This window comes from Rhizobium sp. NFR07, from assembly GCF_900111905.1.
Classification (GTDB): Bacteria; Pseudomonadota; Alphaproteobacteria; order Rhizobiales; family Rhizobiaceae; genus Neorhizobium.
The window spans coordinates 35,695-59,347 of sequence record NZ_FOKM01000021.1 but is presented as its reverse complement, the minus strand read 5'-3'; the positions used below and the strand labels follow the sequence as shown (position 1 = coordinate 59,347).

Below are 23,653 nucleotides of genomic sequence, written 5' to 3'. Positions count from 1 at the left end.
CATCCATTGCTTCTTAGCGAGTTCAAGCCGGATGCTGCTGAACGCTCAACCCGCCATCCACCGTAAGACATGCAGCGTTCATGAACGGGCATTCGTCCGAAATCATGAAGACGGCAGCCATCGCAATTTCCTCAGGAGACGCGATCCGCCCGCCTGGGTGGAGCTTCATGGTCTCGGTTTTTGCCGCCTGGGGATCGGGGAAGCTATTCCAGTAGTCGATGACTTTCTGGGTGGCGACATAGCCCGGCGCCAGGGCATTCACCCGGACGTTCTTGTGGGCATATTCGAGCCCCAGCGACTTGGTCATCCCGAGCAGTGCGTGTTTCGCCAGGGGATAGGGAAATGTGTGAGGAATAATGGTGAAAGCATGAGTGGAGGCAATGTTGAGAATGACGCCGCCGCCAGCATCAATCATACCCGGAAGGGCAGCCTTGCAGCAGTTCCATGCGCCCTTCAGGTTGATATCGAAGCAGCGGTTCCATTCTTCATCGGTCGTTTCCAAAGGCTCCGCAAAGACGTTTACGCCGGCATTGTTGACGAGCGCGTTGATCCGGCCGATTTTCTCGCCGGCATCACGCACGGCTGCAGTAACGCCCGCAGCATCGGTAATATCGACCGCGAGCCAGCCGAGCGATCCGCCTGCCTGCTGCAGCGCCACGGCCTCGCGCTCCAGGAGTGCGGCATCGCGATCGACGAGAAACAGCGCCGCATCCTGACGCATAAAAGCCTTGGCCATCGCAAGGCCGATACCCTGTGCCGCGCCTGTCACGAAGATGCGCTTGCCTGAAAGCCGTCCCGTCATCGTATGCCCATCCTTACCATTCTGCGAAGCTGCCGTCCGGATGACGCCAGATCGGATTGCGCCAACGATGCCCCTCTTTCGCCCGCTCGATCACATAGGCCTCGTCGACCTCGACGCCGAGGCCCGGTCCCTGGGGAATGCTGACAAAACCGTCCGCATACTGGAACACGTCCTTGTTGGAGATATAATCGAGAATGTCGTTGGCCTTGTTGTAGTGAATGCCGAGGCTCTGCTCCTGGATGAAGGCGTTGTAGGAGACGGCATCCAGCTGAAGGCAAGCCGCAAGCGCGATCGGACCAAGCGGGCAATGCGGCGCCAGCGCCACGTCATAAGCCTCCGCCATCGCTGCGATCTTGCGACATTCGGTGATGCCACCGGCATGGGACAGATCCGGCTGGATGATATCGACATAGCCCCCTTCGAAAACTGACTTGAAGTCCCAGCGGGAATAAAGCCGCTCTCCGAGCGCGATCGGGGTCGAAGAGTGATTGGCGATTTCCTTCAAGGCTTCCTTGTTTTCCGAAAGAACGGGCTCCTCGATGAACATGAGCTTGTAGGGCTCGAGCTCCTTCGCCAGCACCTTTGCCATTGGCTTGTGGACTCGACCGTGAAAGTCGACACCGATGCCGATATGCGGACCGACAGCCTCGCGGATGATGGCGATCGTCTCGACCGCTTTCTCCACCTTCTCGTTGGTGTCGACGATCTGCATTTCGTCGCAGCCGTTTAGCTTGATCGCCTGGAAGCCGCGTGCCACCACGTCCTTGGCGTTTTGTGCGACATCGGAAGGCCGATCGCCGCCGATCCAGGAATACACCTTGATCCGGTCGCGCAATTGTCCGCCCAGCAGCGAATGAACGGGCTGACCGAGCGCCTTGCCCTTGATGTCCCAGAGCGCCTGGTCGATGCCGGCAAGCGCCGACATGTGGATGGCGCCGCCGCGATAGAAGCCGCCGCGATAAAGGACCGTCCAATGATCCTCGATCAGGAAGGGATCCTTCCCGATCAGGTAGTCCGCCATTTCCTGCACGGCCGCTTCCACGGTCAGGGCCCTGCCCTCGACGACCGGTTCGCCCCAGCCACAAATGCCTTCATCGGTCTCAATCTTCAGAAACAGCCAACGCGGCGGCACGATATAGGTAATCAGCTTGGTGATCTTCATGGGTATGTCCGATCAGGAGAGAATGAGGTCTGCCGCTTTTCCGGCTGCGGCGAGAACGGCTGCATTGGTGTTGCCGCTGACGATGGTCGGCATGAGGGAAGCGTCAATGACCCTGAGGCCCCGCGCTCCTCGAACTTTCAGGTCGCTATCGAGGACCGCTTCGGGATCGCCGTCATGTCCCATTTTGCAGGTCCCGACCGGGTGATAGCCGGTCTTGACGGTCCGCTTGCAATGGGCGGCGATCGCCTCGTCGCTTACCACGTCGGCACCAGGGAATATCTCCCTGTCGATCAGATCGCGCATCGGCGATGCGTCGAGTACGGCGCGAGCGAAACGGAAGCTCGCCATGGTGAGCTTTAAATCGTCCGGGTGGCCAAAAATCTGGGTGTCGACGATTGGATCGGCGAACGGATCGCTTGATGCCAGTGTCACCGTTCCCCTCGCCTTGGGTCGTAACAGCAGCGAATTGATCGTGACGCCATCGCCCGGCTCTGTGCCCATAACGTCGCGGTCCAGATAAACGGTCGGCACACAGAACATCTGGATGGTAGGCCGTTCGTTGTGTCCGTCGGGATCGTAGAAGGCGCAGGTCTCGACGCCCGTGGTCGAGACCGGGCCCGACTTGAACATCAGATATTGCAGACCGGCCTTGATCATCGGCCAGCCGCGATCCTGCTTATAATAGCCGAAAGAGCCCTTCGTCGTTGCGACGACGGGGCATTCATAATGATCCTGAAGATTTTTGCCGACACCGGGCAGCGCGATCTCCGTCCTGATGCCATGCCTTGCAAGCTCGTCATCGGGGCCGATGCCGGAGATCATCATCAGCTTCGGCGTCTGATAGGCACCGGCCGCGAGAATGACTTCCATGCCTGCTTCGGCAGACTTGGAGATACCCTTCTGAACATAGTCGACACCAACCGCACGATCACCGTCCATGCGGATGTTCGTCACGGTCGCGCCCGTCTCGATCGTCAGAAGCGGGTTGTTCATTACCGGCGCCAGAAAAGCATCGACAGCACTGGAGCGTTTGCGCGTCTGCCAGTCGATCGTGTGCTGCATGAACCCCACGCCGAACTGCCCGGCCCCGTTGAAATCCGGGTTGTAGGGAATGCCCATGCTCTGCAGTGTCTTCACATAGGTGCGGGTCATCGGGCTCGTATGGCCAAGATGCGAGATCTTCAGCGGGCCGCCGACACCGTGATACTCGCCCGCAAGGTGATCGTTATCCTCCTGCGCCTTGAAGTAAGGGAGGAGATCACGATAGGACCAGGCACCATCATTGTTGGCGCCCGGGGCTGTGACAAGCTCGTTCCAGACGTCGAAATCTGCAGCCTGCCCGCGCATATAGACCATCGCGTTGACCGTGCTTCCGCCACCCAGAACCCTGCCCTGCGGCACGATCGGGCCGCGACCGTCGAGCTGCGGCTGCTGCTTCGTCTTGTGCATGGCCAGATAGGTATCTTTGGCCAGGAACTTCATGTAGCCGGCGGGAAAGTTCATGATCGGATTGGGTTTGGCGGGGCCGCGCTCCAGAAGCAGTACGCGTGCCCGGCCGTCGGCGACAAGCCGTGCGACAACCACACAGGCAGAACTGCCGCCACCGACGATGATGTAGTCGAAACGACCTTCCTTAGACATCTGCGCTCCCAAAGGACATGCTCATCACTGCAACTTTTCAGGCCGAAGCCGAACACTGCCCGACAAGCTCTCTGCGGGCTGAAGAATCTTAAGTCCGCCGAGATCCGGCAGGTTGTGGCCGTTCGCCAGATGCGACATCGGCTCGAAGCAGAAATAGTCACGGCGGAACTGCGGATCGAATTCGGTGTCCGATACGAAGACGAACGCGTGGCGGAAAAGCGGATCTGCCTGCAGAACAAGTCGCGTATCATGTTCCGGCCAGGAGATGACGGCCTCGCCCGTCCAGTCCTCATAGCCGTTGTTGACCCAGCGATTCGGCAGTTGAGACGGTTTGCTGAAATCGAGATCGTCGGGGATCGCGGTCGCCTCGCCCGGTAGCCAGCCCTCGACTTCGGTCCAGAATTTTCTCGCCGGTGCAAGCAGCGCCGTCTTCGGCGTCATCGGAAAGTAGGGATGCCAGCCGAGGCCGAAGGGCATGGCCCTATCTCCCGCATTCTCGGCAGAAAGGGTCAGCTGCAAAGCATCGCCAGCCAGCGAAAATGTCTGCGTGGCGCGATAGCCATAGGGCGAGTTGCCGCCGCTGTGATCAAAGCTCATGACCACGCGGTCGTCCGCCTGCTCCTCGACGCTCCATTCGGACTGCCAACCTTCACCGTGAAGATAATGAGGATCCCAGCTCGTATTCGGATCGAAGCTGTATTCCTTGCCCTCAAACTCGAAACGGTTGTCCCTGACGCGGTTGCCAAAGGGGACGAGCGGGTAGCAGGAGGACGAAAGGGCATCCGCAGCGTCCGGCGCGTCGCGTAGCAGCGGTATACGTCCTCGGTCCCCGTCCTGCCAGAAGCCGAGGATCAGGCCGCCCTGCGTTGAGACCCTTAGAGAAAGCGAGCCGGATTTCAGGTTGATGGCCGCCATGTCCGCTATTCCTTGTTCCGCGACAGGCTGCGCTTGATCGCCTGGATATTGGCAAGCACGGCGATGACGATGATCAGCCCGCGGACAACCTGCTGGAAAAACGGGTTGATGCCGAGCAGGACGAGACCGTTGCCGATCAGGGTGATGACGAGGACGCCGAGAAGCGTGCCGAGCATAGAGCCTCGTCCACCGGACAAGGCAGTACCTCCGACCACGACGGCCGCGATGACATCGAATTCAAGGCCGTTTGCCGCCGTGGCATTACCCGAACCGAGGCGCGAAACCAGAAGTATCCCGGAAATGGCGGCCATCGCGCCGCCGATGGCAAACAATGCGACGCGGATGCGCGATACGCTGATACCGCTGAGGAAGGCGGCATGGGCATTGCCGCCGATGGCAAAGACCGAGCGGCCGAAAGCCGTCTTGCGGCTGACAAAGGCGAAGACCGCGAACAGCACGAGCATGATGATCGCCGCCGGCGGAATGCCGAGAACCGAGCGGTCCAGCGCATCCAGCATATCGTTGCGGCCAATCGAAACCGGCAGCGCATCCGTGACGAACAGTGCCGTGCCGCGCAAGGCGCTCCACATGCCGAGCGTGCCGACAAAAGAGGGCACGTCGAAATAGGCGCGCAGGACACCGGGGACAGCGCCGAGCAGTGCACCGAAGACGATTGCCAGAGCAAAGGCCAGTGGTGTGGGAACGCCCCATTGCAGAAGGAAGGCAAGCGAGACGGAGATGAAGGCCACCATCGGGCCAACACTGACATCGATCTCACCAGCGATGATGATCAGCGTCACGGCCCAGGCTGCAATGCCGATCGTCGCAGCATCGCGCAGGATGTTGACTTGATTGTTGAACGAGATGAAGCCGGGCGCCGTGGAGGCGAAGATCACGTAGAGCACCACGATCGCGAAGAACAGGCTGAGCTCGTTCATATGCTGCGAGAAGGTGAAGCTTGACGTCTTGGGCTTTTCGGAAGCCGCCGGCTTGGCGGCGTGGTCGAGTGACATCGTCTGTCTCCCTCAATGTCCGGTAATGCAGGCTGCCATCAGGCTGTCCTGGTCTATGTCGGGTGATTTGAATTCTTCCTGGAGCGTTCCGTCTCTCAGGACGAGCACGCGGTCACAGACGAGCGGCAGTTCCTCTATCTCGCTTGACACGAAGATGACGCTGCGGCCTTCCGCGGCGAGTTGCCGGATGATGGAATAGATCTGTGCCTTGGCTTCGATATCAACGCCGCGCGTCGGTTCGTCGAGCAGCAGGATCCGGCTGCCGGCGTAGACCCACCGCCCAATCACGACCTTTTGCTGATTGCCACCAGATAGTGTGCCAATCGGCGTGTCGGTGCGGGCGGTCTTGATATGGAGCCGGTCAATGATCCTGCGCGTCGCCTCCGCCATGCGGCTCGACGAAAGAACACCGCTCTTGCTGACGCCTGCGAAATTGGTGGAAAGCGTATTTTCGTCGACCCCGAGAAGCGGCACGGTACCCTCTTCCTTGCGGCTCTCCGGCGTATAGCCGAAGCCGCGTTTGACCATCTCCCTGTAACCGGCCGATCTTACCGACTGGCCGCCGGCCAGAATGTCACCTGCTTCGAAGTGGCGGACGCCCATGATGGCCTGAAGCAATTCGGTCCTGCCTGAGCCGAGGAGACCGGCAATGCCCAGCACCTCTCCCTTCTTGAGCGAGAAGGATATCGACGAAAGCTTGGGAGCGAGTGCGAGATCCCTGACTTCGAGAACGGTCTCAGACTGACTTCGGTTCTCCAGGACGGCGGCCTGAGACGCCTCGGAACCCAGCATGAGCCGCACGATCTCGCGCGTGTCGGCCCCTTTTACATCGACCGTGTCGATAATCCTGCCGTCGCGCATAATGGTGGCGGAATGGGCGATCTGGCGAATCTCGTTCATCCGGTGGCTGACATAGATGACCGCGATGCCTTGTGCAGCGACGCGTGTCACCGCGGCCATGACTTTTTCCGCCTCCGCCGCCGCGAGCGAACTGGTCGGCTCGTCGAGAATGACGAGCTTTGGTGTGCCGAGCATGGCGCGGGCGATTTCCAGAAGCTGGCGCTCCGCCGGGCTGAGACCCGTCACCAGACGGCCGGGCGGCAGATCGAGGCCAAGGCGGCTCATGGCTTCGCGCGACTCCGCTTCCATGGCGGAATACTGGATGACGCCATTCGTGCGCGGCCAGCGGCCGAGGAAGAGATTTTCCGCCAGTGTCATGCCGGGAACTAGGCTGAGTTCCTGATAGACGACGCGCACGCCTTTCTCGAAGGCTTCTTGCGCCCGCCCGGAACCTGTCTGGGTCAACTCCAGTCCAGCGATCAGCACGGTGCCGCTGTCGGGGATTTCGGCCCCCGTCAGCATGCGGATCAGCGTGGACTTCCCCGCACCGTTCTTGCCGAGCAGAGCCCTCACCTCACCGGGCGCAACTTCGAATGTCGCATTGTCCAGAGCAAGGACACCCGGATAACGGCGTGTACAGCCGTTGATGGACGCGACGGCGGTCGCCTCGCCCGTGTTGATCATGGAAACTGCAGTCATAGGTCTTTCCGTTGGAGGCAATGCTGCCGGTACCCGGCCGCCGCTGACTTCGGATCGCATTTGAAACCGCGTCCCCGCCAATTCATGCGGCGGGGCTGCTTAATGGTGCGGCCGATCAGGGAACGCCGTCGGCGTGCGCCTCAAGCCAAGCCCTGCCGTCGTCGGACGACTTATAGACATCAATGTCATAGGCGACCTTGATGCCTTCCGGGGGATTCCCATCGATGGACTTGATGGCCTGCTCGAGCGCGAGTTTGCCGAGGCCCTGGCCGGAAATATCGACGACAGCCTTGATGACGGAAAAGTCGGAAAGTTCCTGGGCAATTTCGGTCGTCATATCACCGCCGAAGACGACGACCTGTCCGGTCTTGCCCTGGCTCTTGACGGCACGCGCCGCACCAAGCGTCGCACCGCCCGCTTCGCCGAAGAACGCATCGATGTCGGGGTTGGAGGACAGCATGGTGCTGGCCACGGAGACAGCCTTGTCGAGGACCGCACCTTCCTGGTTGGCGACGATTTTCGCGCCCGGAACCTTGGCCATCAGCGCCTCCTCGAAGCCCTTGCGTCGCGTTACGCAGACTTCGACAAACTCGCAATTCAGCACTGCGATCTTAGGTGCTTCGTTCTTCTGGGCGATGAAATAGTCAGCTGCGGCAACGCCGAGCTTATGACCGAATTCGAAGGGGTCGCCGACCGCATAGGCCGAGATATATTCCTTCATGTCCTCGTCGTTAAGGCATGTATTGTAGCAGACGACCGGAATGCCGGCATCATGCGCGCGGCGAATGGCACGGTAGGAGCCGTCGGCGGAAACCGGCGAGACGATGATTGCCTGTACACCAGCCGAAATCAGCGAATCGATGAACGTTGACTCCTTGCTGACATCACCCTGCGCATTCGTCTCGACCACATCGAGCTTCCGCCCCGCTTCGGTCGCGCCGGTCTGGATGCCCTTGCGCACACCGGCATAAAAGCCCTGGGCGTCCATGTAGATCGCACCGACTTTCAGGTCATCCTGCGCATTGGCTGTCGGGATCCCCGCCAGCACCGCGGCCGCCAAGAATGCCGCCTGTCCAAAGAGCTTCATCTGCTCCTCCCTCAAGATTGGTTCTCTCACTGGCCGCGCACTCCACCGCCCGGCATTCCCAAAATAAAAACCGCATGATGAATGTCAATATAAATACGATTTATTTTTAGATTTGATCGTGATCATCGTATCATTCATATTACGCTGACGTCGGCTTTCGCGCGACTAGGTGGCGAAACAATCTTAACCGGTCGAAGCGGAGCCTGATGGCGAATAGGCACAAGGGGAACAGCGTGAAAAGCGGATCCATGACCCAGATACTGACGGAACACGGCACCCCGATCGCCCAGCGTGGCAAGAGGAGTGTCAGAGAGGCGCTTCTCCACTGTCTCGTTGAAATGATTGTGTCGGGCACATTCGCAGAGAATTCGACATTGCCAAACGAGGCGGAACTGACGGAGCAGTTCGGCGTCAGCCGCACCAGCCTACGTGAAGCCATGCAATACCTCTCGGCGCTTGGCATGGTTCGGTCGCGAACACGCGCGGGGACAACCGTATTACCTCGGGAAAACTGGAACTATCTCGATCCGATCGTGCTCGATGTCATGCTGGCCGTCGGTGGCGATGATGCCTTCTATTCTTCGCTGATTGACGCCAGACAGCTACTGGAACCGGCGGCCGCAGCCCAGGCGGCGGCCAATGCCAACGCCCGCCAACTCTACCAGATATCCAAGGCATTCGAGGATATGGTCGAGGCCAATTCCCGCGACACCGAGGACTGGAGCCGTGCCGACCTCGAATTCCATACGGCGATCATCAATGCGAGCGGCAACTGGGTCTATCGTCAGTTTGCCAGCGCTATCCGCGCCGCGCTCCTGGCAAGCTTCCGGCTCACCAACAGAGCCAGCCAGTCGCATGAACAGGCAATACTCACGCACCAGGATGTGCTCGAGGCCATTCGAATGCGCCGGCCCGACGCGGCCCGCCACGCCATGGAACAGCTTATCGGAGTGGCTCGAAGTGAAATGACGGATGCATTGCGAAGGGCACGCAAGCTTTCCGAGATCAGCGAGACGTGAAAATCCAGCAAATAAATATCATACATATCTGTTGACTGGTATGATATTTACTGGATAGTCAATGCGACCGCGAGGAGGCACGCGGAGAAGAGGGAGAGAATTCATGCGTTCATTGAAGGCATTTTTCATGGCTGGCGCCATCGCTATGGCGGCAACCACAACGTGGGCCGCGGATGTCAAGATCGGCTTCGTGGTCAAGCAGGCGGAAGAGCCCTGGTTCCAGGATGAATGGAAATTCGCCGAACAGGCCGCTCAGGAAAAGGGCTTTACCCTGGTCAAGATCGGCGCTGAGGACGGCGAGAAGGTCCAATCGGCGATCGACAATCTCGGCGCCCAAGGCGCGCAGGGTTTCATTATCTGCGTTCCGGACGTCAAGCTTGGTCCCGGCATCGTCGCCAAGGCAACGGCGAACGATCTGAAACTGATGACGGTCGACGACCGGCTCGTGGGCGCAGATGGCCAACCGCTGGAAGACGTGGTGCATATGGGCATCTCGGCAACCAAGATCGGTGAAACCGTCGGGCAGGCACTCGCTGATGAGATCAAGAAGCGCGGCTGGGACATGAAGGAAGTCGGTGCGATCCGGGTTTCCTACGATCAGCTTCCGACCGCAGTCGACCGGGTAGACGGCGCAATCGCCGCGCTGAAGGCCGCCGGCTTCCCGGCCGAGAATATCTATGACGCTCCGCAAGCGAAAACAGATACCGAAGCCGCGCTCAATGCTGCAACGACGGTTCTCAACAAGCATGCAGACATCAAGCACTGGATCGCATTCGGACTGAATGACGAGGCCGTTCTCGGCGCCGTACGCGCTTCGGAATCGGTTGGCGTCACCCCCGACAATATGATCGGCGTGGGCATCGGCGGCGCTGAATCGGCCATCAACGAGTTCAAGAAGCCTGCCGCGACCGGCTTCTTCGGCACGGTCATTATCTCTCCCAAGCGCCACGGCTATGAAACTGCACTCAACATGTACGAGTGGATTGCCAACGACAAGGAACCGCCGAAGCTGACGCTGACCGCCGGTTCCCTGGCATTGCGCGGCGACTATGAAACTGTCCGCAAGGATCTGGGCATCGAATAGCTGCTTCACAAGCGATCGCCGTCCCGGCCTTGACCAGATTGCCGGGACGGTTCTCCAGCATCATGAGGCGGTGATGGCTTTTCTCGAATTCAATAACATTTCCAAAGGCTATCCGGGCGTGCAGGCGCTGTCCGGCATCTCGTTCTCGGTTGAGAAAGGCGCGGTGCACGGCCTGATGGGCGAGAATGGCGCCGGCAAATCCACGCTCATCCGCGTTCTGTCCGGCGACCAGTCTGCCGATACCGGCAGCATCCTTCTCGACAGCGAGGAACAGAACTATCGCTCCGTGCGCGATGCCTTCCATGCCGGTGTCATCGTTATCCATCAGGAGCTTCAGCTCGTTCCGGAACTGACGGTCGCGGAAAATCTCTGGCTCGGCCGTTTCCCGGGAAAGGCCGGTATCATCGACAGCCGTACGCTGGTGGAAACGGTTCGCGCCAGACTTGAGGAGATCGGCATCGATGTCGATCCGACGGCGAAGGTTTCGGCGCTTTCGATCGGCGCCCGTCAGATGGTGGAGATCGCCAAGGCGGTGATGCTCGAGGCGCGCGTCATTGCCCTTGATGAGCCGACATCATCGCTCTCCTCGCGGGAAAGCGAAATCCTGTTTTCGCTGATCGAGAGGTTGAAAACGAAGGGCACCGTCATCCTTTACGTCTCGCATCGGCTCGACGAGATTTTTCGCCTGTGCGACAGCCTGACCGTGCTTCGCGACGGCAAGCTGGCAGCACATCATCCCAAGATCGCCGAGACGACGCGTGATCAGATCATTGCCGAAATGGTCGGCCGCGAGATCAGCAATATCTGGGGCTGGCGGGAGCGCCCGCTTGGGCCGCCGCGACTGGACGTAAATGACCTTTCCGGCCGCAAGCTGGCGACACCGGTCGGCTTCTCCGTCCGGCAGGGAGAAATTCTCGGCTTCTTCGGCCTGATCGGCGCCGGTCGCAGCGAGATGGCCCGCCTGCTTTACGGCGCGGATCATCGCCACAACGGGTCTGTCAGCATTGATGGCGTGACAATCCTTCCGAACGATCCCAAGGCCTCGATCAACGCTGGCATGGTACTTTGTCCGGAGGACCGAAAGTTCGACGGCATCATCCAGGGACGTTCGATCGAGGAGAACATCGCCATTTCCTCGCGGAGACACTTCTCGCCCCTCGGTATTCTGAGCCCGAAGAAGGAAGCTGCGGTCGCCGACCGGTTCATTGCCAAGCTCAGGGTCCGCACTCCCTCGCGCAAGCAGGACATCATCAATCTCTCGGGCGGCAACCAGCAGAAGGTTATCCTCGGCCGTTGGCTTTCCGAACAGGGTGTCAAGGTTCTCGTCATCGACGAGCCTACGCGCGGCATCGATGTGGGCGCAAAATCGGAGATTTACGAGATCCTCTATGAACTGGCCGCGAGCGGCATGGCGATCATCGTCATTTCGAGCGAGCTGCCGGAAGTCATGGGAATTTCGGATCGTATCCTTGTCATGTGCCAGGGACGAGTTGCAGCTGACATCCCCCGCTCGGAGTTCGACGAGCGCAGGATTCTGACCGCCGCCCTGCCCGACAAGAACGCCGCCGGCACAATCTAATTTCAGGAACGGAATCGATGAACTCGTTGAAAAAGCTGCTTCTCGGCGATCAGGGGCTGGTGGTGATCTTTGCCGTCGCCTTCGTAATCGTATCGATCTTCGTTCCGAATTTCCTGACCGAACGAAACATGCTCGGCCTCCTGCAGTCTGTCGTCACGATCGGGATCGTCTCCTGCACGATGATGTTCTGCCTTGCCTCCCGAGACTTCGACCTTTCGGTCGGCTCGACGGTCGCGTTTTCCGGCATGATCGCCGTCATGGTGTCCAATGCCTCGGGGTCTATCGTGCTTGGGCTTCTGGCCGCGCTTCTTGCCGGCAGCGTCGTCGGCCTTGTCAACGGCGTCGTCATTGCCAGGTTTCGGATCAATGCGCTGATCACGACGCTCGCTACGATGCAGATCGTACGTGGCCTCGCGCTGATCGCATCGGATGGCCGAGCCGTCGGCATCAATGATCCTGCTTTCTACCAACTCGCGCTTTCTCGGATCTTCACGATCCCGACCCCTATCTGGATCATGATCCTCCTGTTCATCATCTTCGGCTTCGTGCTGAACCGCACGGTCTTCGGCAAGAACACGCTGGCGATCGGCGGCAACCCGGAAGCTTCACGGCTGGCAGGTGTCAATGTCGTGCGCATGCGCATCTGGATTTTTGCGCTGCAGGGCTTGGTCTGCGCCATTGCCGGAATCCTTCTCGCTTCGCGCATTACGTCCGGCCAGCCCAACGCGGCGACCGGTCTTGAGCTTTCCGTCATCTCGGCCTGCGTCCTCGGTGGGGTTTCACTGGCGGGCGGTCGGGCGGCGATGACCGGCGTCATCGTCGGTGTGCTGATCATGGGCATTGCCGAGAACGTCATGAACCTCCTCAATATCCAGGCCTTCTACCAATATGTGGTGCGCGGCCTCATCCTCCTGATTGCGGTCCTGCTCGATAACCTCCGCTCGTCCGCTGCAGGTCGTGGCCGTGGCTGACCACCGAGACCGCGTGCCCTCACCGGAAGTTAAATGTGTCGTCGAGTGTGCCAATATCCTGGGTGAGGTACCGGTCTGGGATCTCGACGAGCAGAACCTCTACTGGGTCGATATCGAAGGCAAGAAGCTGCAGCGATTGACCCCGGCCACCGGAGAGGTCCGGATCTGGCATCTGCCGGAGCGCATCGCCAGTTTCGCGCTTCGCGAGCGCGGAGGCCTCGTTGTGGCCTTTGCTTCAGGTCTTGCCTTCTACGATCTCGATAGCGAAACGATCGAGTGGATTGCCCGGCCGGAGGCTCATCTGCCCGGCAATCGTTTCAACGAAGGAAAGGTCGATCGCAAAGGGCGCTTCTGGGTGGGTGCGATGGACGACAGCCTGGAGAACAGGACCGCTGGTCTCTATCGGCTGGACCCCGACCTTGCCCTTACCAAGATCCGCGGTGAGATTGGCATCTCGAACTGTTTCGTCTGGTCACTGGAAAACGATCGGTTCTGGTTCGCCGATACGCTTCTGAAGCAGGTCTATACTTATGACTATGACCACCAGCGCGGCGCGATATCGAACCAAAGACTGTTCACCGCCACGACCGGGCTTGGCTACGGTCCGGATGGCGGAACGATCGACGAAGAGGGCTATATCTGGATTGCGATGTGGGACGGCTGGAAGGTCTCCCGGTTCTCGCCGGACGGCACACTCGATCGAGAGATCCATCTTCCCGTGGCGCGGCCCAGTAGCTGCATGTTCGGCGGACCGGATCTGTCCACGCTTTATGTGACGACAGCGGTCTGGAAAGCGACCCCGAAGGAACTAGAGGTCCAGCCGCTGGCAGGCGGACTGTTTGCGATCGATGCGCACGTTCGCGGCGTCCGCGAACCTCGTTTTGCCGGTTAACTTCAGTGAATAAGGACATTCTGAATGCCGCATCCTGTATCGATCATCCTTGACTGGGGGACGAGTTCGCTGCGTGCGGCACTTGTTTCGGCAACAGGTGAGACACTCGACAGCCGTGACACGACGAGCGGCGTCATCCAGTTCGTCAAGGACGGCGCCTTTGAGGCTGCCTTGATGGAAACAGTCGGCGACTGGTTTACTGCCCACGGCCCCCTCCCGGTCCTTGCCAGCGGCATGATCACCAGCCGCAACGGCTGGGTTGAAGTGCCTTATGTCGATGCTCCGGCAGGCCTTGCCGAACTGGCCGCCGGCACAAGGCGGATCACGCTCGAGAACGGTGCCGCCGTCACCTTCCTGCCCGGCATGCGCGATCCGGCGGCAAAGCCCTTCGCGGATGTCATGCGCGGCGAGGAGACCCAGATTGTCGGCTGTGGACTGGATAGGGACCGCACCGTCGTCCTGCCCGGTACCCACAGCAAATGGGCACGAGTCGAAGCCGGCCGCATCGCCGGTTTCCAAACCTATGCGACGGGCGAGATCTTCGCGCTGCTGACCAAGCATTTCTTCATCGCCAAAGCGGCCGAACCGGGGGCCGGGGCAGAACCTGTCTGGCCAGCCTTCGATCGCGGTGCCGAATTCGCTGCAAGCGACGCCCGGGCCGCCGATGCCTTCCTGTCCTCCGTTTTCAGTGCGCGTACCGGCGTGCTTGCTGGAGTGCTGAAGTCCGAGGATATCGGCGATTACGTTTCGGGTCTCGTCATCGGCTCGGAATTCCGCCAGGCGCGTGCCGCCGGTTGGCTCGTACCGGGCGAGGCGATCGGGATTGTCGGCAACAACATCCTCAACAGCCGCTACAGCCGCGTGGCGCCGCTCTTCGACCTCACCGTCGAGCCGAGCCCGGCCGATGCCGCCAAGCTTGGCGTGCAGCAGATTGCCGCCCAATTGCAACTGACGAAGTAAGGATGTTTCCGATGAATTTTCATGACGCCCTCAAGGCCTGCAATCTGATTGCCATCCTGCGCGGCATCACGCCGGCGGAAGCCGAACCGATCGGCGAGGCGCTGATCGAGGCGGGCTGGCGCATCATCGAGGTACCGCTTAACTCGCCGCATCCGTTCAAAAGCATCGAGGCGCTGCAGAAACGCTTTGGCGACAGGGCACTGATCGGCGCCGGCACGGTCCTGACACCGGCCCAGGTGGCCGATGTCGCCGCCACCGGCGCGAACGTCATCGTTTCGCCGAACGCCAATCTTTCGGTCATCGAGGCGAGTGTCGCCAAGGGCATGGTCAGCCTGCCGGGCGTCGCCACCCCGACCGAGGCCTTCGCCGCGATCGGTGCCGGGGCGACCGGCGTCAAGGCGTTTCCGGCTGAGGCCATCCCGCCGGTCGTCATCAAAGCGTGGAAGGCTGTGCTGCCGAGGGAAATTCCGGTACTGGCCGTCGGCGGCGTGACGCCTGAGAACATGAAGGCCTTCACCGAGGCAGGTGCCGCCGGCTTCGGCATCGGAGGATCCATCTACAAGCCGGGCAGCGATGTCGCCACGGTCGCGGCGAAAGCGAAGCAGTTCATCGAGGCGATGCGGGCAGTTTGAAATTAGCTCTCGCCCAGGTCTCGAGGCGAAGGTCGCCCACGCCACTGCTCATCGTGATGCCCTCAATGCTTTGCAGGACGATTGTCGCCCTTGTCGCCCTCACCCGGTTTCGCGACCGTTTTGGCTTTCTGCCGCTTGTCGGCCGAGAGCGATCGGCCGATATCGACGCCCTCTTTGAACTGGCCCTTTTCATCGCGACGGACGTAGCGCTTGTCTGCACCGATATTGATCAGTTCTCTCTTTGACATCTGAATTCTCCATCGGTTGCAATGAGCGAATAACTCGCGCGCGTCCGAAAAGACTCATCGAATTCAGAGGCTTGATTTGAATCTCATGGTTGCAGTGGACAATTGAATCAAGTCATTGAAAATGATTCAACTTTCGGGTCGGAACTGAGTCGCCGACCACACAGTTGAATCGCATAGGTTGCGTCCTGTGCGAGGAGTTCGATATGGCCGGTCAGCGTGCTCAATGGAAAGGCTTCATCAAGTTCGGCGAGGTGTCATTTGGGGTAGCGCTTTATACGGCCGCCTCGACTTCTGACCGGATCACGTTCAACACCATCAACAAGGCGACGGGAAACCGGGTCAACCGCGTGTTTATCGACAGTGACACGGAGGAGCCCGTGCCGAAGGAAGCGCAGACCAAGGGTTTTGAGATAGAGAATGGCCAATACATCATCATCGATCCTGATGAGGTGGCAGCAACCATCCCTGAGAGCAACAAGACACTGGAGGTCGAAGCCTTTATCCCCTGCTCCGATGTCGACGATGTCTACTTCGACAAGCCGTACTACCTCACCCCGGACAAGATGGGCACAGATGCATTTGCCGCCCTGAGAGACGGCATGCGCGAGTCCAAGGTCGCCGCGATCGCCAGAACCGTGCTGTTCCGCCGAATGCGCACCGTCCTCATCCGCCCTCATGGCAAGGGCCTCATCGCCACCACGCTGAACTACGATTACGAGGTTCGCTCCTCGAAGAAGGCGTTTGAGGACATGCCCAAGATCAAGATCCAGGGCGAGATGCTGGATCTGGCTAAGCATATTATTTCGACAAAAAAGGGCGACTTCGACCCGGCAACCTTTGACGATCGTTATGAAGCGGCTCTTGCCGACTTGGTCAAAGCCAAAATCGAAGGCAAGCCTTTGCCTAAGCGCAAGAAGGTCGAGGTGTCCAAGCCAAACGACCTGCTTGCGGCGCTGCGCGAAAGCGCTGGGCTCAGCAAATCCAAGGAAGAGAAACCGAAACGCACTGCAGCCAATGCCAACAAGGGTGGTGGCCGTCAGCGCGCTGCGCGCGGCGCGGCATCGAAGACCGCCTCTTCGAAGGCTGCCCCGCAGCGCAAGGCAGGGTGAGGGAGCAAGATCATGGCACTGCGCCCCTATTGGAAAGGCTACCTGAAACTCTCTCTCGTCACCTGCCCGGTTTCGATGATGCCGGCGACGTCGGAAGCAGAAAAGGTTCGGTTTCACACGTTGAATAAGGAAACCGGCAACCGCATTGTCTCACAGTACATCGACTCGGTGACGGGTAAGCCAGTCAAGGACGACAATGAGGCCAAAGGGTATGCCCGCGGCGAGAATGATTATGTCATCCTGACCGACGACGATCTCGATGCCGTGGCGATCGATACTGTGAAGACAATCGACATCGACAAGTTTGCCCCGGCCGACAGTATAGAGTGGATCTACCTGGAAAAACCCCATTATCTGATGCCGGATGATCCGGTTGGGCATGAGGCCTTTGCTGTGATCCGGGATGCGATGAAGGCTGACAAGGTGGTCGGCGTCTCGAAACTTGTGATCGGGCGCCGCGAACGGGCGGTGGTGCTTGAGCCACGCGACGAAGGCATCGTCCTATGGTCACTGCGGTTTGGCGACGAAGTGCGACCGGAGGAGAATTATTTCGAGGATATCGATCCTGAAGTCGATGACGACGTTATTCCGCTGGTTCAGAAGCTGATCAAACAGAAAATGGCCCGATGGTCACCGGACATGGTCAGCGATCCGATCCAGGAAAACCTGCTGAAGTTGATCGCCCAGAAAAAGAAAGAGCTGAAGCCCAGGAAGGCTGCGAAGGGCAAAAACGCAGAGGCTGCCCAAGCTTCCAATGTCGTCAATATCATGGATGCCCTGCGGAAAAGCGTCGAAGCGGATCTCAAAAAGAAGAAGGCGGGCTGATATGGAGGAGGAAGCAGAGATCCGGCTGTGTGAGCCCGCACCATTTATTTACTTCGAGAACGGACAGATCGCTGTGACCGATGGGTCGTCGGTCTGGCTGGTGATTGTCACCTGCGAAGCGATGAAGGCAACTGCCTCTCCACCTGAGAAATCGTTAAGGCGGCTTGTTCGCTACGCCGGGTTTTATCGCGACGTTGCGGCAGCACAGATTAGACGGGGCGAAGATGTAGACGGTAAGGTCTGGGTGCGAGAAAGAGACGTGCTGGCCGCGAAAGGCTCTTCCAATTTGGGTGGTAAATACCGCCCCCACGTCCCTGAGCAGCTTTGTTAGAGTATCAACCGTGTCCTCGAGCTCCCAACACGCTGTAGCGCGAGTGGTTCGAGAGGCTGGGGCGATCGCCTTGGGAGTTCGACCGAAGCGCCGGGTTGGCCGGAGCCGCAACGTTCTCTGGCTCGCCGTGGGCGGGCGTCGACACGGATGACGTTGTCCCGGGATCTGTCGCCAGCCCCATGAGATAAATTTCCGCACCGGCCGCGATAGCGACGATGACCGCGGTCGCTCCAATACGGATCGTCCGTTTTTTAGATCGGTTTTCTCCGCTCACCTTTTTCTCTTCTACTCCTGCGCGATCCACGCAAACGACTGCGCGGTTCGTCCGGGTCGCCTACTGGTGGGACAGATCTTGCATCATATAATGGGGACAGGACGTTGTGGTGAGAATACGTTATTTTGCAGCAAGAGTAGTCGTTAGCAATTGTGAGAGATACGCGATGTCGGTCGGCTTTCCCGCGTTCTGAGCGTCGGCAAAAATGGCGTAGCGGGAAAGCTCCGACTTGTCGGTTCCGCTGGCGAGCACGAATGGGATCCCCAACTCATCGAGGCGTAAAGCAATCGGCGTAGCTTTTTCCCCGCCGAGATTGAAATCCAACACCGCTATGTCCGGACGCTGCTCATCGAGAAGAGCAAATGCGCCCTCGACGGAAGCGACTGGCCCCAGAATCCTAAATCCGTCAGCCTTTAGACCGCCCTCGAGTTCCAGTGCGATAAAAAGCTCATCTTCGACCACAAGCACTACCGTGTTACGCTCATTGCCCATCGTGCTCAGGTTCGCTCATGTCACACCGGGATTTTGATCGTGACGGACAAACCAGTTGGGTTGTAGATGTGTTCCACGCTTCCCCCGAGATGAGAGCTTGTCCCCCTCATTAGTTCGGTGCCATACCCTGTGCGAGAAGGCTGAGCGACCGCCGTGCCATCTCTCTCTTGCCAGGTGCAAACAAGATACTTCCGGTTTTTTGGACCGTCTTCGAGCGTCCACGACACGTGTGCTGTCCCATCCGGAACGGAAAAAGCACCGTATTTGAATGCATTTGTCGTCAGTTCATGAAAGATCATACTGCTTGGGGCGACCACCTTGCTCCGAAGCTTAAGTTCCGATCCTTTACACTGAATACGATCCGCATTTGCTTGTCCCACGGACCGCTTCAGCAACGTCTCGAAATTGGCTGCCCCCTCATGGATGGCAATTTCTTCGGCGCGTAGGGTCGCTTCCAGCCGATCTAACAAGACATCTCGATATTCGGCCGCTGGCCGGTCGGTCGTTGTTTGCATCGCAAGGGCCCGCACGACAGCGAACAGGTTCTTCATGCGGTGGCGCGTCTCTTCGAGGATGAAGGCGGACTCCACCTCGTGACGGCAACAGTTCGAATATGACGAGAATATTCGAACTGTTGCCGTCCGGGTGATTGAGCCGGCGAGCGTCGATAAGAAACGTTCGCTCGCCGATTGTCGGAAGATCGTGTGTGACTTCAAAGCCTACGACAGCCGCGGCCTTGGGGATGACGGTAGCGATCAGCTGACGAAGGTCGGCTATATCCCACTGACCGTTTCCCAGCCCGAAGAAGTTTTGCTGAAGAATATCGTCCCGTTGCACCGTGAACGCCTTGATAAAAGCGTTGTTCGCGGTGGTCACGCACAGGTTCTGGTCGATAACCACAACCGGCTGGGTCATGGTATCCACCCACGCCTTGCGCCTGCACGTGTCCGCTCCGCAGCAAACGATATAGGTCTTCCAGCATCACTGAGGCACCTGTTTCGGAGCCGTCCCGGCGATCGCAGCGGCCTGACGACGGAGTTAGAACAACATTGATCACTGGCAAGGGCGTGGCGACACGTCAATCCGAGACCTCATCGGATACTGAGGTTGAAGCAAGTGGGCAGAACGGTACGCAAGCGTACGGTTCTGTATGCAAGTCGATTCGGTGGGAACGATACTAATGCGACATTGTTTCCGGTCTAACGGGAGGATGTCATGCAGCAACGGAACAATCAGACCGGCTTCACCGAAATCGAGCTCCTTGAGCATCTGCCGGCACTTCGAAACTTCGCGCGACGGTTTCACGCTTCGCCCACCGATGTCGATGACCTTGTGCAGGAGACCTACCTCAAGGCGATCGCCAATGCCGGGAAGTTTCAGCGCGGCACGCGACTGAGATCCTGGCTTTACACCATCATGCGAAATACGTTTTGCACGAAGTTTGGATTGACCAAGCGCGAGGATGTTGGCTTTGCCGATGACACAGCGTTACAGGTGAGCGTTCCACCCCCACAGGAATGGAACCTTCGCGGGCATGAGCTCGAACGCGCAATAGCCGATCTGCCGGAACACCATCGAACCGCGATCAAGATGATCTTTATCGACTGCATGAGCTACGAGGATGCGGCTCAAAAGTGCGGCTGTGCGATCGGGACGATGAAAAGCCGCGTTAATCGCGCCAGATTGCAACTTTGGACGATACTTGACGGCGGCTGACTTCAGTTCAGTGCAGCGCCACCATCCGGCCCAAAGAGCGCCGCCGCAATTTTTCCAAGCTCGGTCGGCTTTTCGCACAATGCATATCCTGAGAACCTAGCCGGAATGACGGACGGGTTATAACCCGTTGCGAAGACGAAGGGAATGTCGGCTCCGTCCAACTCTTCCGCAACTGGAAAAACGAATTCATCTCCAAGATGCACATCCAAGATTGCTCCGTCGATTTTTGACGAAGCGATCAATCGAAGAGCGTCTTCGACGCTGCCGGCGGGTCCTACGACCGTCGCTCCGAGCCGTTCAAGCTTCCGGCGGGTTTCATCAGCGAGGAAATACTCGTCCTCCACGATCAGGATGTGCTTGCCCTTGAAAAGGCTCAGGTGAAATGAGCTGTCCAAATTAACCTCGCAATCGCTTCAAGCTAGCGGGGAATTCGCGCCGCCACAAGAATGGCGGCCGGGTCGCCATGATTGGCTTAAGACGCACCAGGCTGTCACTGCCACTGTCACAAACAGCCGCCAAGTGATCGAGTTCCGACCGAAAAATTTTAATTCTGGCCGAAGGAACTCCAGGCTCCGACGGATGTTCGCAGTCAGCCGATTTTCCGGAAAGGTCATAACACGGTTTCTTCCGACCCGACTGCACGAAGTTCTCGACTATGTAGTCGGGCTGATTGTGATCGCGCTGCCGATCGCTTTGCGCTGCAGGCGCAGCTTTGTTGGCGCACACGCCGAGGCTCTTGAGGCGGCTGCCGTCCCGCAAAAATTGATCCTTTAAGCGGCCATCGCCCACCGATCTGCCACGCAGTGCCATGGCGAAAATAATCGCAAACTTCATTTTCATCCGGTGGAACTTTCGCTTTCGTCCTCAGTTCGTGAGCGCCAATTTCAACTTGGAAGGAGCTACTATGGCTGAGAAGACTTTGGACGACCTGTTTCTCGATACGCTCAAGGATATCTACTACGCCGAAAAGCAGATCCTGAAAGCCCTGCCGAAAATGGCGCGGGCATCGCAGTCCGAAGAGGGCAAGGCGGCATTCCTCAACCACAAGGAACAGACCGAGGGTTAGATCGAGCGCCTGCAGCAGGTATTCGAGCTACTCGGCAAGCCTGCCCGCGGCAAAACCTGCGAGGCCATTCAGGGCATTATCGCCGAAGCCGAGGAAATCATCGACGAGTTCAAGGGCTCGGTCGCTCTGGACGCTGGCCTCATCTCGTCAGCCCAGGCTGTTGAGCATTACGAGATCGCCCGCTACGGCACGCTCAAAAGCTGGGCCGGACAGCTCGGTCTAAAGGAAGCGATCCCGCTTCTTGATGCCAATCTTCAGGAAGAGCTCGAAACCGACGAGCTTCTCACGCAGCTGGGCGAATCGTCTGCAAACCCGAAGGGCGCAAAGAAGAGCGCCTGAACATTGATGCCGGCGGGGCCTGGCTTCCCGCCGGCACCAATCGAAACATCGTTGGGAGGATTATATGGGTACTGATCGCGAAGAATGGATATCGAAGAGGGCTTACGAGCTCTGGGAGCAGTCTGGGCGGCCGGATGGCCAGGACGCGGAGCAATGGGCCGAAGCCAGTGCGGAATGGGATGCCGGCCAAGGACAGGAGAAGAACAGCAGCGCCCCGGCGGGCTGGGATGACGAGGACTCTTGATCCTCTAAGCCAACTTGCGTCGCCCGCGAACTAGCGGGCGATGATCAAAAAACCCTCGGTCGTCATGACCTCAAGCTGAATAGCAAACCGATCTCTCAACAGTTTCAAAGCTGCATCATGTGTCGCATCTGCGCCGCCGCAAACAGCGTCTGAGAGGACGGTGACGTGGTAGCCAAGATCGATGGCGCCCAATACGGTGGCTAGCACACAGACATCAGTCTCCCCGCCCGACACGACAATCGACGAGACCCGCTCTTGCAATAACACCCGATGCAGCTGCCCGCCTGTCCAGGGACTATATGTCGTCTTGTCGAACACCCGTGCCGGAGGAAGAAACCGCTGAAGCGGAGGGATAACGTCCACCATCTCGCTGGGCAGCGCTTGAAGGGTCATGCTTTGCCAATGCGCGTAATAGGATTGCCAGGCCCCCACGGCGGCCGAGGCATCGATCGGCGGCATAAACCGTGTGAAAATGGTTTCGTCAGCATATCGGCCGACAACTTCCTCAATGGCAGGAAGAACCCTGCCCATCCACTCCACATGCCACGGCGTCTGTTCATTAAACATCCGCTGCATATCAACGCATAGGTGGCGCCAGGTTTGCCGTGGCATGGTGGGGTGGGTCCTCTATTCGCCGCGTCTTCACACTTTGGCCGCTTGCCCGGCCTCCTTGAGGCTGGCGAACTTGATCGTCGTCGGTCGGAGACTTTCTTCGAGCCAAGCGGCCATGGCGACTTCTTGATCAAGATTGACCTGGAGGGGCGCAACCAAGCCCTCGAAACCACCGAGTTCTGCGATCGTAATCAGCGACTTATAGGCTGCGATCTCAAAGTTTTCGAACGCGAAGTTGGCCATGCTGTTCTTTAGGATCTCGTCAGCGGCGACTGTGTGGCCAAGGGCAGCCATCGATCCGGTAAAGGACAGGGCTGCATCCTTCAGCGATGAATTGTTTTCGGCGAGCGATGTCAGGATCTCCTCCAGGCGTCCGATCTGGCCCTCTGTCTCACGGATATGCTCTTCAAGTTTCGCAGCGATATCGGGATAATTCTCGATGCGCTTCACCTGTGGCTTCATGATGGAAAGTGCTTGGTTTTCCATTGCGTGGGCGTTCTTGAGGCCAGTCACAAAAATTTCGCGTGTTTTGCTGTCAGACATCCGGTCTCTCCTCTGTCGGAGACCAGCGAACTTGGTCGGATATCGAAAGTTCCCTGAACGTCTTCTTCGCGAGCGACTCGGTACGAGGTTCTTCGCCATCGGGGTGAGCCGTGCCGGAACTATGACCCTCGTGGCCGGTTAGCTGCCATATCGCAAATACCTCTGGAGGATGTCATGAGTAAATTTGAAGACGAAGCAAAGGGTCAGTACGCCCCATTGCAAGCCGATCGCAAAGCAACCGGAGTTGCCAGCGCCAAGCCGACCGTTATTACCGGCTCGGAGGATGCGACGGTCCACCGCGATCCACCGGGCAAGAAACATCAAAAGGATTTCGACCTCAACTATAAACCCGCGGATAGCAATGAGGGCGAATTTCGCGGCTGATGGGGCACGGCGATCGGCAGGTACTCAATTCGACTGATCAATCGCATGCGGAGAGGGTTGGCGGTTGGGGCCGCCCCGACAGGCGACAGGGACACCATGTAAGCCGACAGGCCGGCGACGACCACGACCAAAATAGCCCGGACAGCGGCAATCCGGTTGCCTGGCTTATTTTCG

General features: G+C 58.8%; 27 protein-coding genes and 2 pseudogenes. 14 read left to right on the top strand and 15 right to left on the bottom strand.

Annotated elements, in window-relative coordinates:
* Window positions 1-22 precede the first annotated feature (22 nt).
* From BM216_RS30035 to BM216_RS30005, 7 genes are all read right to left on the bottom strand, one after another.
* Window positions 23-802 carry an SDR family oxidoreductase gene (locus tag BM216_RS30035; protein ID WP_093003526.1) on the bottom strand — a complete coding sequence of 260 codons (780 nt, stop codon included), beginning with the start codon at window positions 800-802 and terminating at the stop codon, window positions 23-25.
* A 13-nt stretch (window positions 803-815) separates the two neighbouring features.
* Window positions 816-1,964, bottom strand: a complete 1,149-nt coding sequence (dgoD, locus tag BM216_RS30030; RefSeq protein ID WP_093003524.1) for a galactonate dehydratase — start codon at window positions 1,962-1,964, stop codon at window positions 816-818.
* A gap of 12 nt (window positions 1,965-1,976) precedes the next feature.
* The gene (locus BM216_RS30025; RefSeq protein WP_093003522.1) at window positions 1,977-3,605 is read right to left on the bottom strand and encodes a GMC family oxidoreductase; all 1,629 of its coding nucleotides are present in this window, start codon (window positions 3,603-3,605) and stop codon (window positions 1,977-1,979) included.
* Window positions 3,606-3,629: 24 nt separating this feature from the next.
* Window positions 3,630-4,520 carry an aldose 1-epimerase gene (locus BM216_RS30020; RefSeq protein ID WP_093003520.1) on the bottom strand — a complete coding sequence of 297 codons (891 nt, stop codon included), beginning with the start codon at window positions 4,518-4,520 and terminating at the stop codon, window positions 3,630-3,632.
* 5 nt (window positions 4,521-4,525) lie between these two features.
* A complete protein-coding gene (locus BM216_RS30015) occupies window positions 4,526-5,533 on the bottom strand; it encodes an ABC transporter permease (RefSeq protein ID WP_093003518.1) in 1,008 nt (335 codons plus the stop codon).
* A 12-nt stretch (window positions 5,534-5,545) separates the two neighbouring features.
* Complete coding sequence (locus BM216_RS30010) at window positions 5,546-7,072, bottom strand: sugar ABC transporter ATP-binding protein (protein ID WP_093003516.1); 1,527 nt, start codon at window positions 7,070-7,072, stop codon at window positions 5,546-5,548.
* Between the two features lie 115 nt (window positions 7,073-7,187).
* On the bottom strand, window positions 7,188-8,159 hold the full coding sequence (locus tag BM216_RS30005; RefSeq protein ID WP_093003514.1) for a substrate-binding domain-containing protein: 972 nt from the start codon (window positions 8,157-8,159) through the stop codon (window positions 7,188-7,190).
* A 248-nt stretch (window positions 8,160-8,407) separates the two neighbouring features.
* On the opposite strand from BM216_RS30005, the gene BM216_RS30000 reads away from it, so the two are divergent.
* The 7 genes from BM216_RS30000 (at window position 8,408) to BM216_RS29970 (ending at window position 15,296) form a co-directional block, all read left to right on the top strand.
* Window positions 8,408-9,178, top strand: coding sequence for a FadR/GntR family transcriptional regulator (locus BM216_RS30000; RefSeq protein ID WP_093003512.1), 771 nt, complete (start codon window positions 8,408-8,410; stop codon window positions 9,176-9,178).
* Window positions 9,179-9,281: 103 nt separating this feature from the next.
* Entirely contained in the window at window positions 9,282-10,262 is a 981-nt protein-coding gene (locus BM216_RS29995) for an arabinose ABC transporter substrate-binding protein (protein ID WP_093003510.1), read from the top strand.
* Window positions 10,263-10,335: 73 nt separating this feature from the next.
* On the top strand, window positions 10,336-11,841 hold the full coding sequence (araG, locus tag BM216_RS29990; protein WP_093003615.1) for an L-arabinose ABC transporter ATP-binding protein AraG: 1,506 nt from the start codon (window positions 10,336-10,338) through the stop codon (window positions 11,839-11,841).
* A gap of 17 nt (window positions 11,842-11,858) precedes the next feature.
* Window positions 11,859-12,812 (top strand): L-arabinose ABC transporter permease AraH, encoded by a 954-nt coding sequence (gene araH / locus BM216_RS29985; protein WP_093003508.1) that lies wholly within the window; start codon window positions 11,859-11,861, stop codon window positions 12,810-12,812.
* Window positions 12,805-13,704, top strand: coding sequence for an SMP-30/gluconolactonase/LRE family protein (locus tag BM216_RS29980; protein WP_177230981.1), 900 nt, complete (start codon window positions 12,805-12,807; stop codon window positions 13,702-13,704). The genes araH and BM216_RS29980 overlap by 8 nt, the downstream gene beginning before the upstream one ends.
* A gap of 24 nt (window positions 13,705-13,728) precedes the next feature.
* On the top strand, window positions 13,729-14,664 hold the full coding sequence (locus BM216_RS29975; protein ID WP_093003504.1) for a 2-dehydro-3-deoxygalactonokinase: 936 nt from the start codon (window positions 13,729-13,731) through the stop codon (window positions 14,662-14,664).
* Window positions 14,665-14,675: 11 nt separating this feature from the next.
* A complete protein-coding gene (locus tag BM216_RS29970; RefSeq protein ID WP_244530403.1) occupies window positions 14,676-15,296 on the top strand; it encodes a 2-dehydro-3-deoxy-6-phosphogalactonate aldolase in 621 nt (206 codons plus the stop codon).
* A gap of 62 nt (window positions 15,297-15,358) precedes the next feature.
* Here the strand turns inward: BM216_RS29970 and BM216_RS29965 are convergent, their stop codons facing one another.
* The gene (locus BM216_RS29965; RefSeq protein WP_093003500.1) at window positions 15,359-15,544 is read right to left on the bottom strand and encodes a hypothetical protein; all 186 of its coding nucleotides are present in this window, start codon (window positions 15,542-15,544) and stop codon (window positions 15,359-15,361) included.
* Window positions 15,545-15,747: 203 nt separating this feature from the next.
* On the opposite strand from BM216_RS29965, the gene BM216_RS29960 reads away from it, so the two are divergent.
* From BM216_RS29960 to BM216_RS29950, 3 genes are read left to right on the top strand one after another with little or no spacing between them, the layout of a single operon-like run.
* Window positions 15,748-16,653, top strand: a complete 906-nt coding sequence (locus BM216_RS29960) for a non-homologous end joining protein Ku (protein WP_093003498.1) — start codon at window positions 15,748-15,750, stop codon at window positions 16,651-16,653.
* Window positions 16,654-16,665: 12 nt separating this feature from the next.
* Window positions 16,666-17,478: a non-homologous end joining protein Ku gene (locus BM216_RS29955; protein ID WP_093003496.1), complete on the top strand. Its 813-nt coding sequence runs from the start codon at window positions 16,666-16,668 to the stop codon at window positions 17,476-17,478.
* Between the two features lies 1 nt (window position 17,479).
* A complete protein-coding gene (locus tag BM216_RS29950) occupies window positions 17,480-17,809 on the top strand; it encodes a hypothetical protein (RefSeq protein ID WP_093003494.1) in 330 nt (109 codons plus the stop codon).
* Window positions 17,810-18,203: 394 nt separating this feature from the next.
* Here the strand turns inward: BM216_RS29950 and BM216_RS29945 are convergent, their stop codons facing one another.
* From BM216_RS29945 to BM216_RS35235, 3 genes and pseudogenes are all read right to left on the bottom strand, one after another.
* Window positions 18,204-18,575, bottom strand: coding sequence for a response regulator (locus BM216_RS29945; protein ID WP_093003492.1), 372 nt, complete (start codon window positions 18,573-18,575; stop codon window positions 18,204-18,206).
* Between the two features lie 20 nt (window positions 18,576-18,595).
* Complete coding sequence (locus BM216_RS35240) at window positions 18,596-19,126, bottom strand: sensor histidine kinase (protein ID WP_348272030.1); 531 nt, start codon at window positions 19,124-19,126, stop codon at window positions 18,596-18,598.
* Window positions 19,127-19,244: 118 nt separating this feature from the next.
* A pseudogene (locus BM216_RS35235) lies at window positions 19,245-19,490 on the bottom strand (PAS domain-containing protein); the annotation flags it as partial.
* A gap of 300 nt (window positions 19,491-19,790) precedes the next feature.
* Here BM216_RS35235 and BM216_RS29935 point away from each other — a divergent pair.
* Complete coding sequence (locus BM216_RS29935) at window positions 19,791-20,291, top strand: sigma-70 family RNA polymerase sigma factor (RefSeq protein ID WP_093003490.1); 501 nt, start codon at window positions 19,791-19,793, stop codon at window positions 20,289-20,291.
* A 2-nt stretch (window positions 20,292-20,293) separates the two neighbouring features.
* On the opposite strand, the gene BM216_RS29930 is transcribed toward BM216_RS29935, so the two are convergent.
* Both BM216_RS29930 and BM216_RS29925 read right to left on the bottom strand, forming a co-directional pair.
* Complete coding sequence (locus BM216_RS29930) at window positions 20,294-20,644, bottom strand: response regulator (protein WP_244530409.1); 351 nt, start codon at window positions 20,642-20,644, stop codon at window positions 20,294-20,296.
* A 43-nt stretch (window positions 20,645-20,687) separates the two neighbouring features.
* On the bottom strand, window positions 20,688-21,125 hold the full coding sequence (locus BM216_RS29925; RefSeq protein WP_143102908.1) for a hypothetical protein: 438 nt from the start codon (window positions 21,123-21,125) through the stop codon (window positions 20,688-20,690).
* Between the two features lie 70 nt (window positions 21,126-21,195).
* Here BM216_RS29925 and BM216_RS29920 point away from each other — a divergent pair.
* Both BM216_RS29920 and BM216_RS29915 read left to right on the top strand, forming a co-directional pair.
* Window positions 21,196-21,696: pseudogene (locus BM216_RS29920) on the top strand (ferritin-like domain-containing protein).
* A 64-nt stretch (window positions 21,697-21,760) separates the two neighbouring features.
* Window positions 21,761-21,940, top strand: coding sequence for a DUF2934 domain-containing protein (locus BM216_RS29915; protein ID WP_093003484.1), 180 nt, complete (start codon window positions 21,761-21,763; stop codon window positions 21,938-21,940).
* A gap of 30 nt (window positions 21,941-21,970) precedes the next feature.
* Here BM216_RS29915 and BM216_RS29910 read toward each other — a convergent pair whose 3' ends face one another.
* Entirely contained in the window at window positions 21,971-22,552 is a 582-nt protein-coding gene (locus BM216_RS29910; protein ID WP_093003482.1) for a cysteine hydrolase family protein, read from the bottom strand.
* 30 nt (window positions 22,553-22,582) lie between these two features.
* Window positions 22,583-23,095, bottom strand: coding sequence for a ferritin-like domain-containing protein (locus BM216_RS29905; RefSeq protein WP_093003480.1), 513 nt, complete (start codon window positions 23,093-23,095; stop codon window positions 22,583-22,585).
* A 174-nt stretch (window positions 23,096-23,269) separates the two neighbouring features.
* Here BM216_RS29905 and BM216_RS29900 point away from each other — a divergent pair, with 174 nt between their 5' ends.
* Window positions 23,270-23,479: a hypothetical protein gene (locus BM216_RS29900; protein WP_093003478.1), complete on the top strand. Its 210-nt coding sequence runs from the start codon at window positions 23,270-23,272 to the stop codon at window positions 23,477-23,479.
* The last annotated feature ends 174 nt before the right edge of the window (window positions 23,480-23,653 follow it).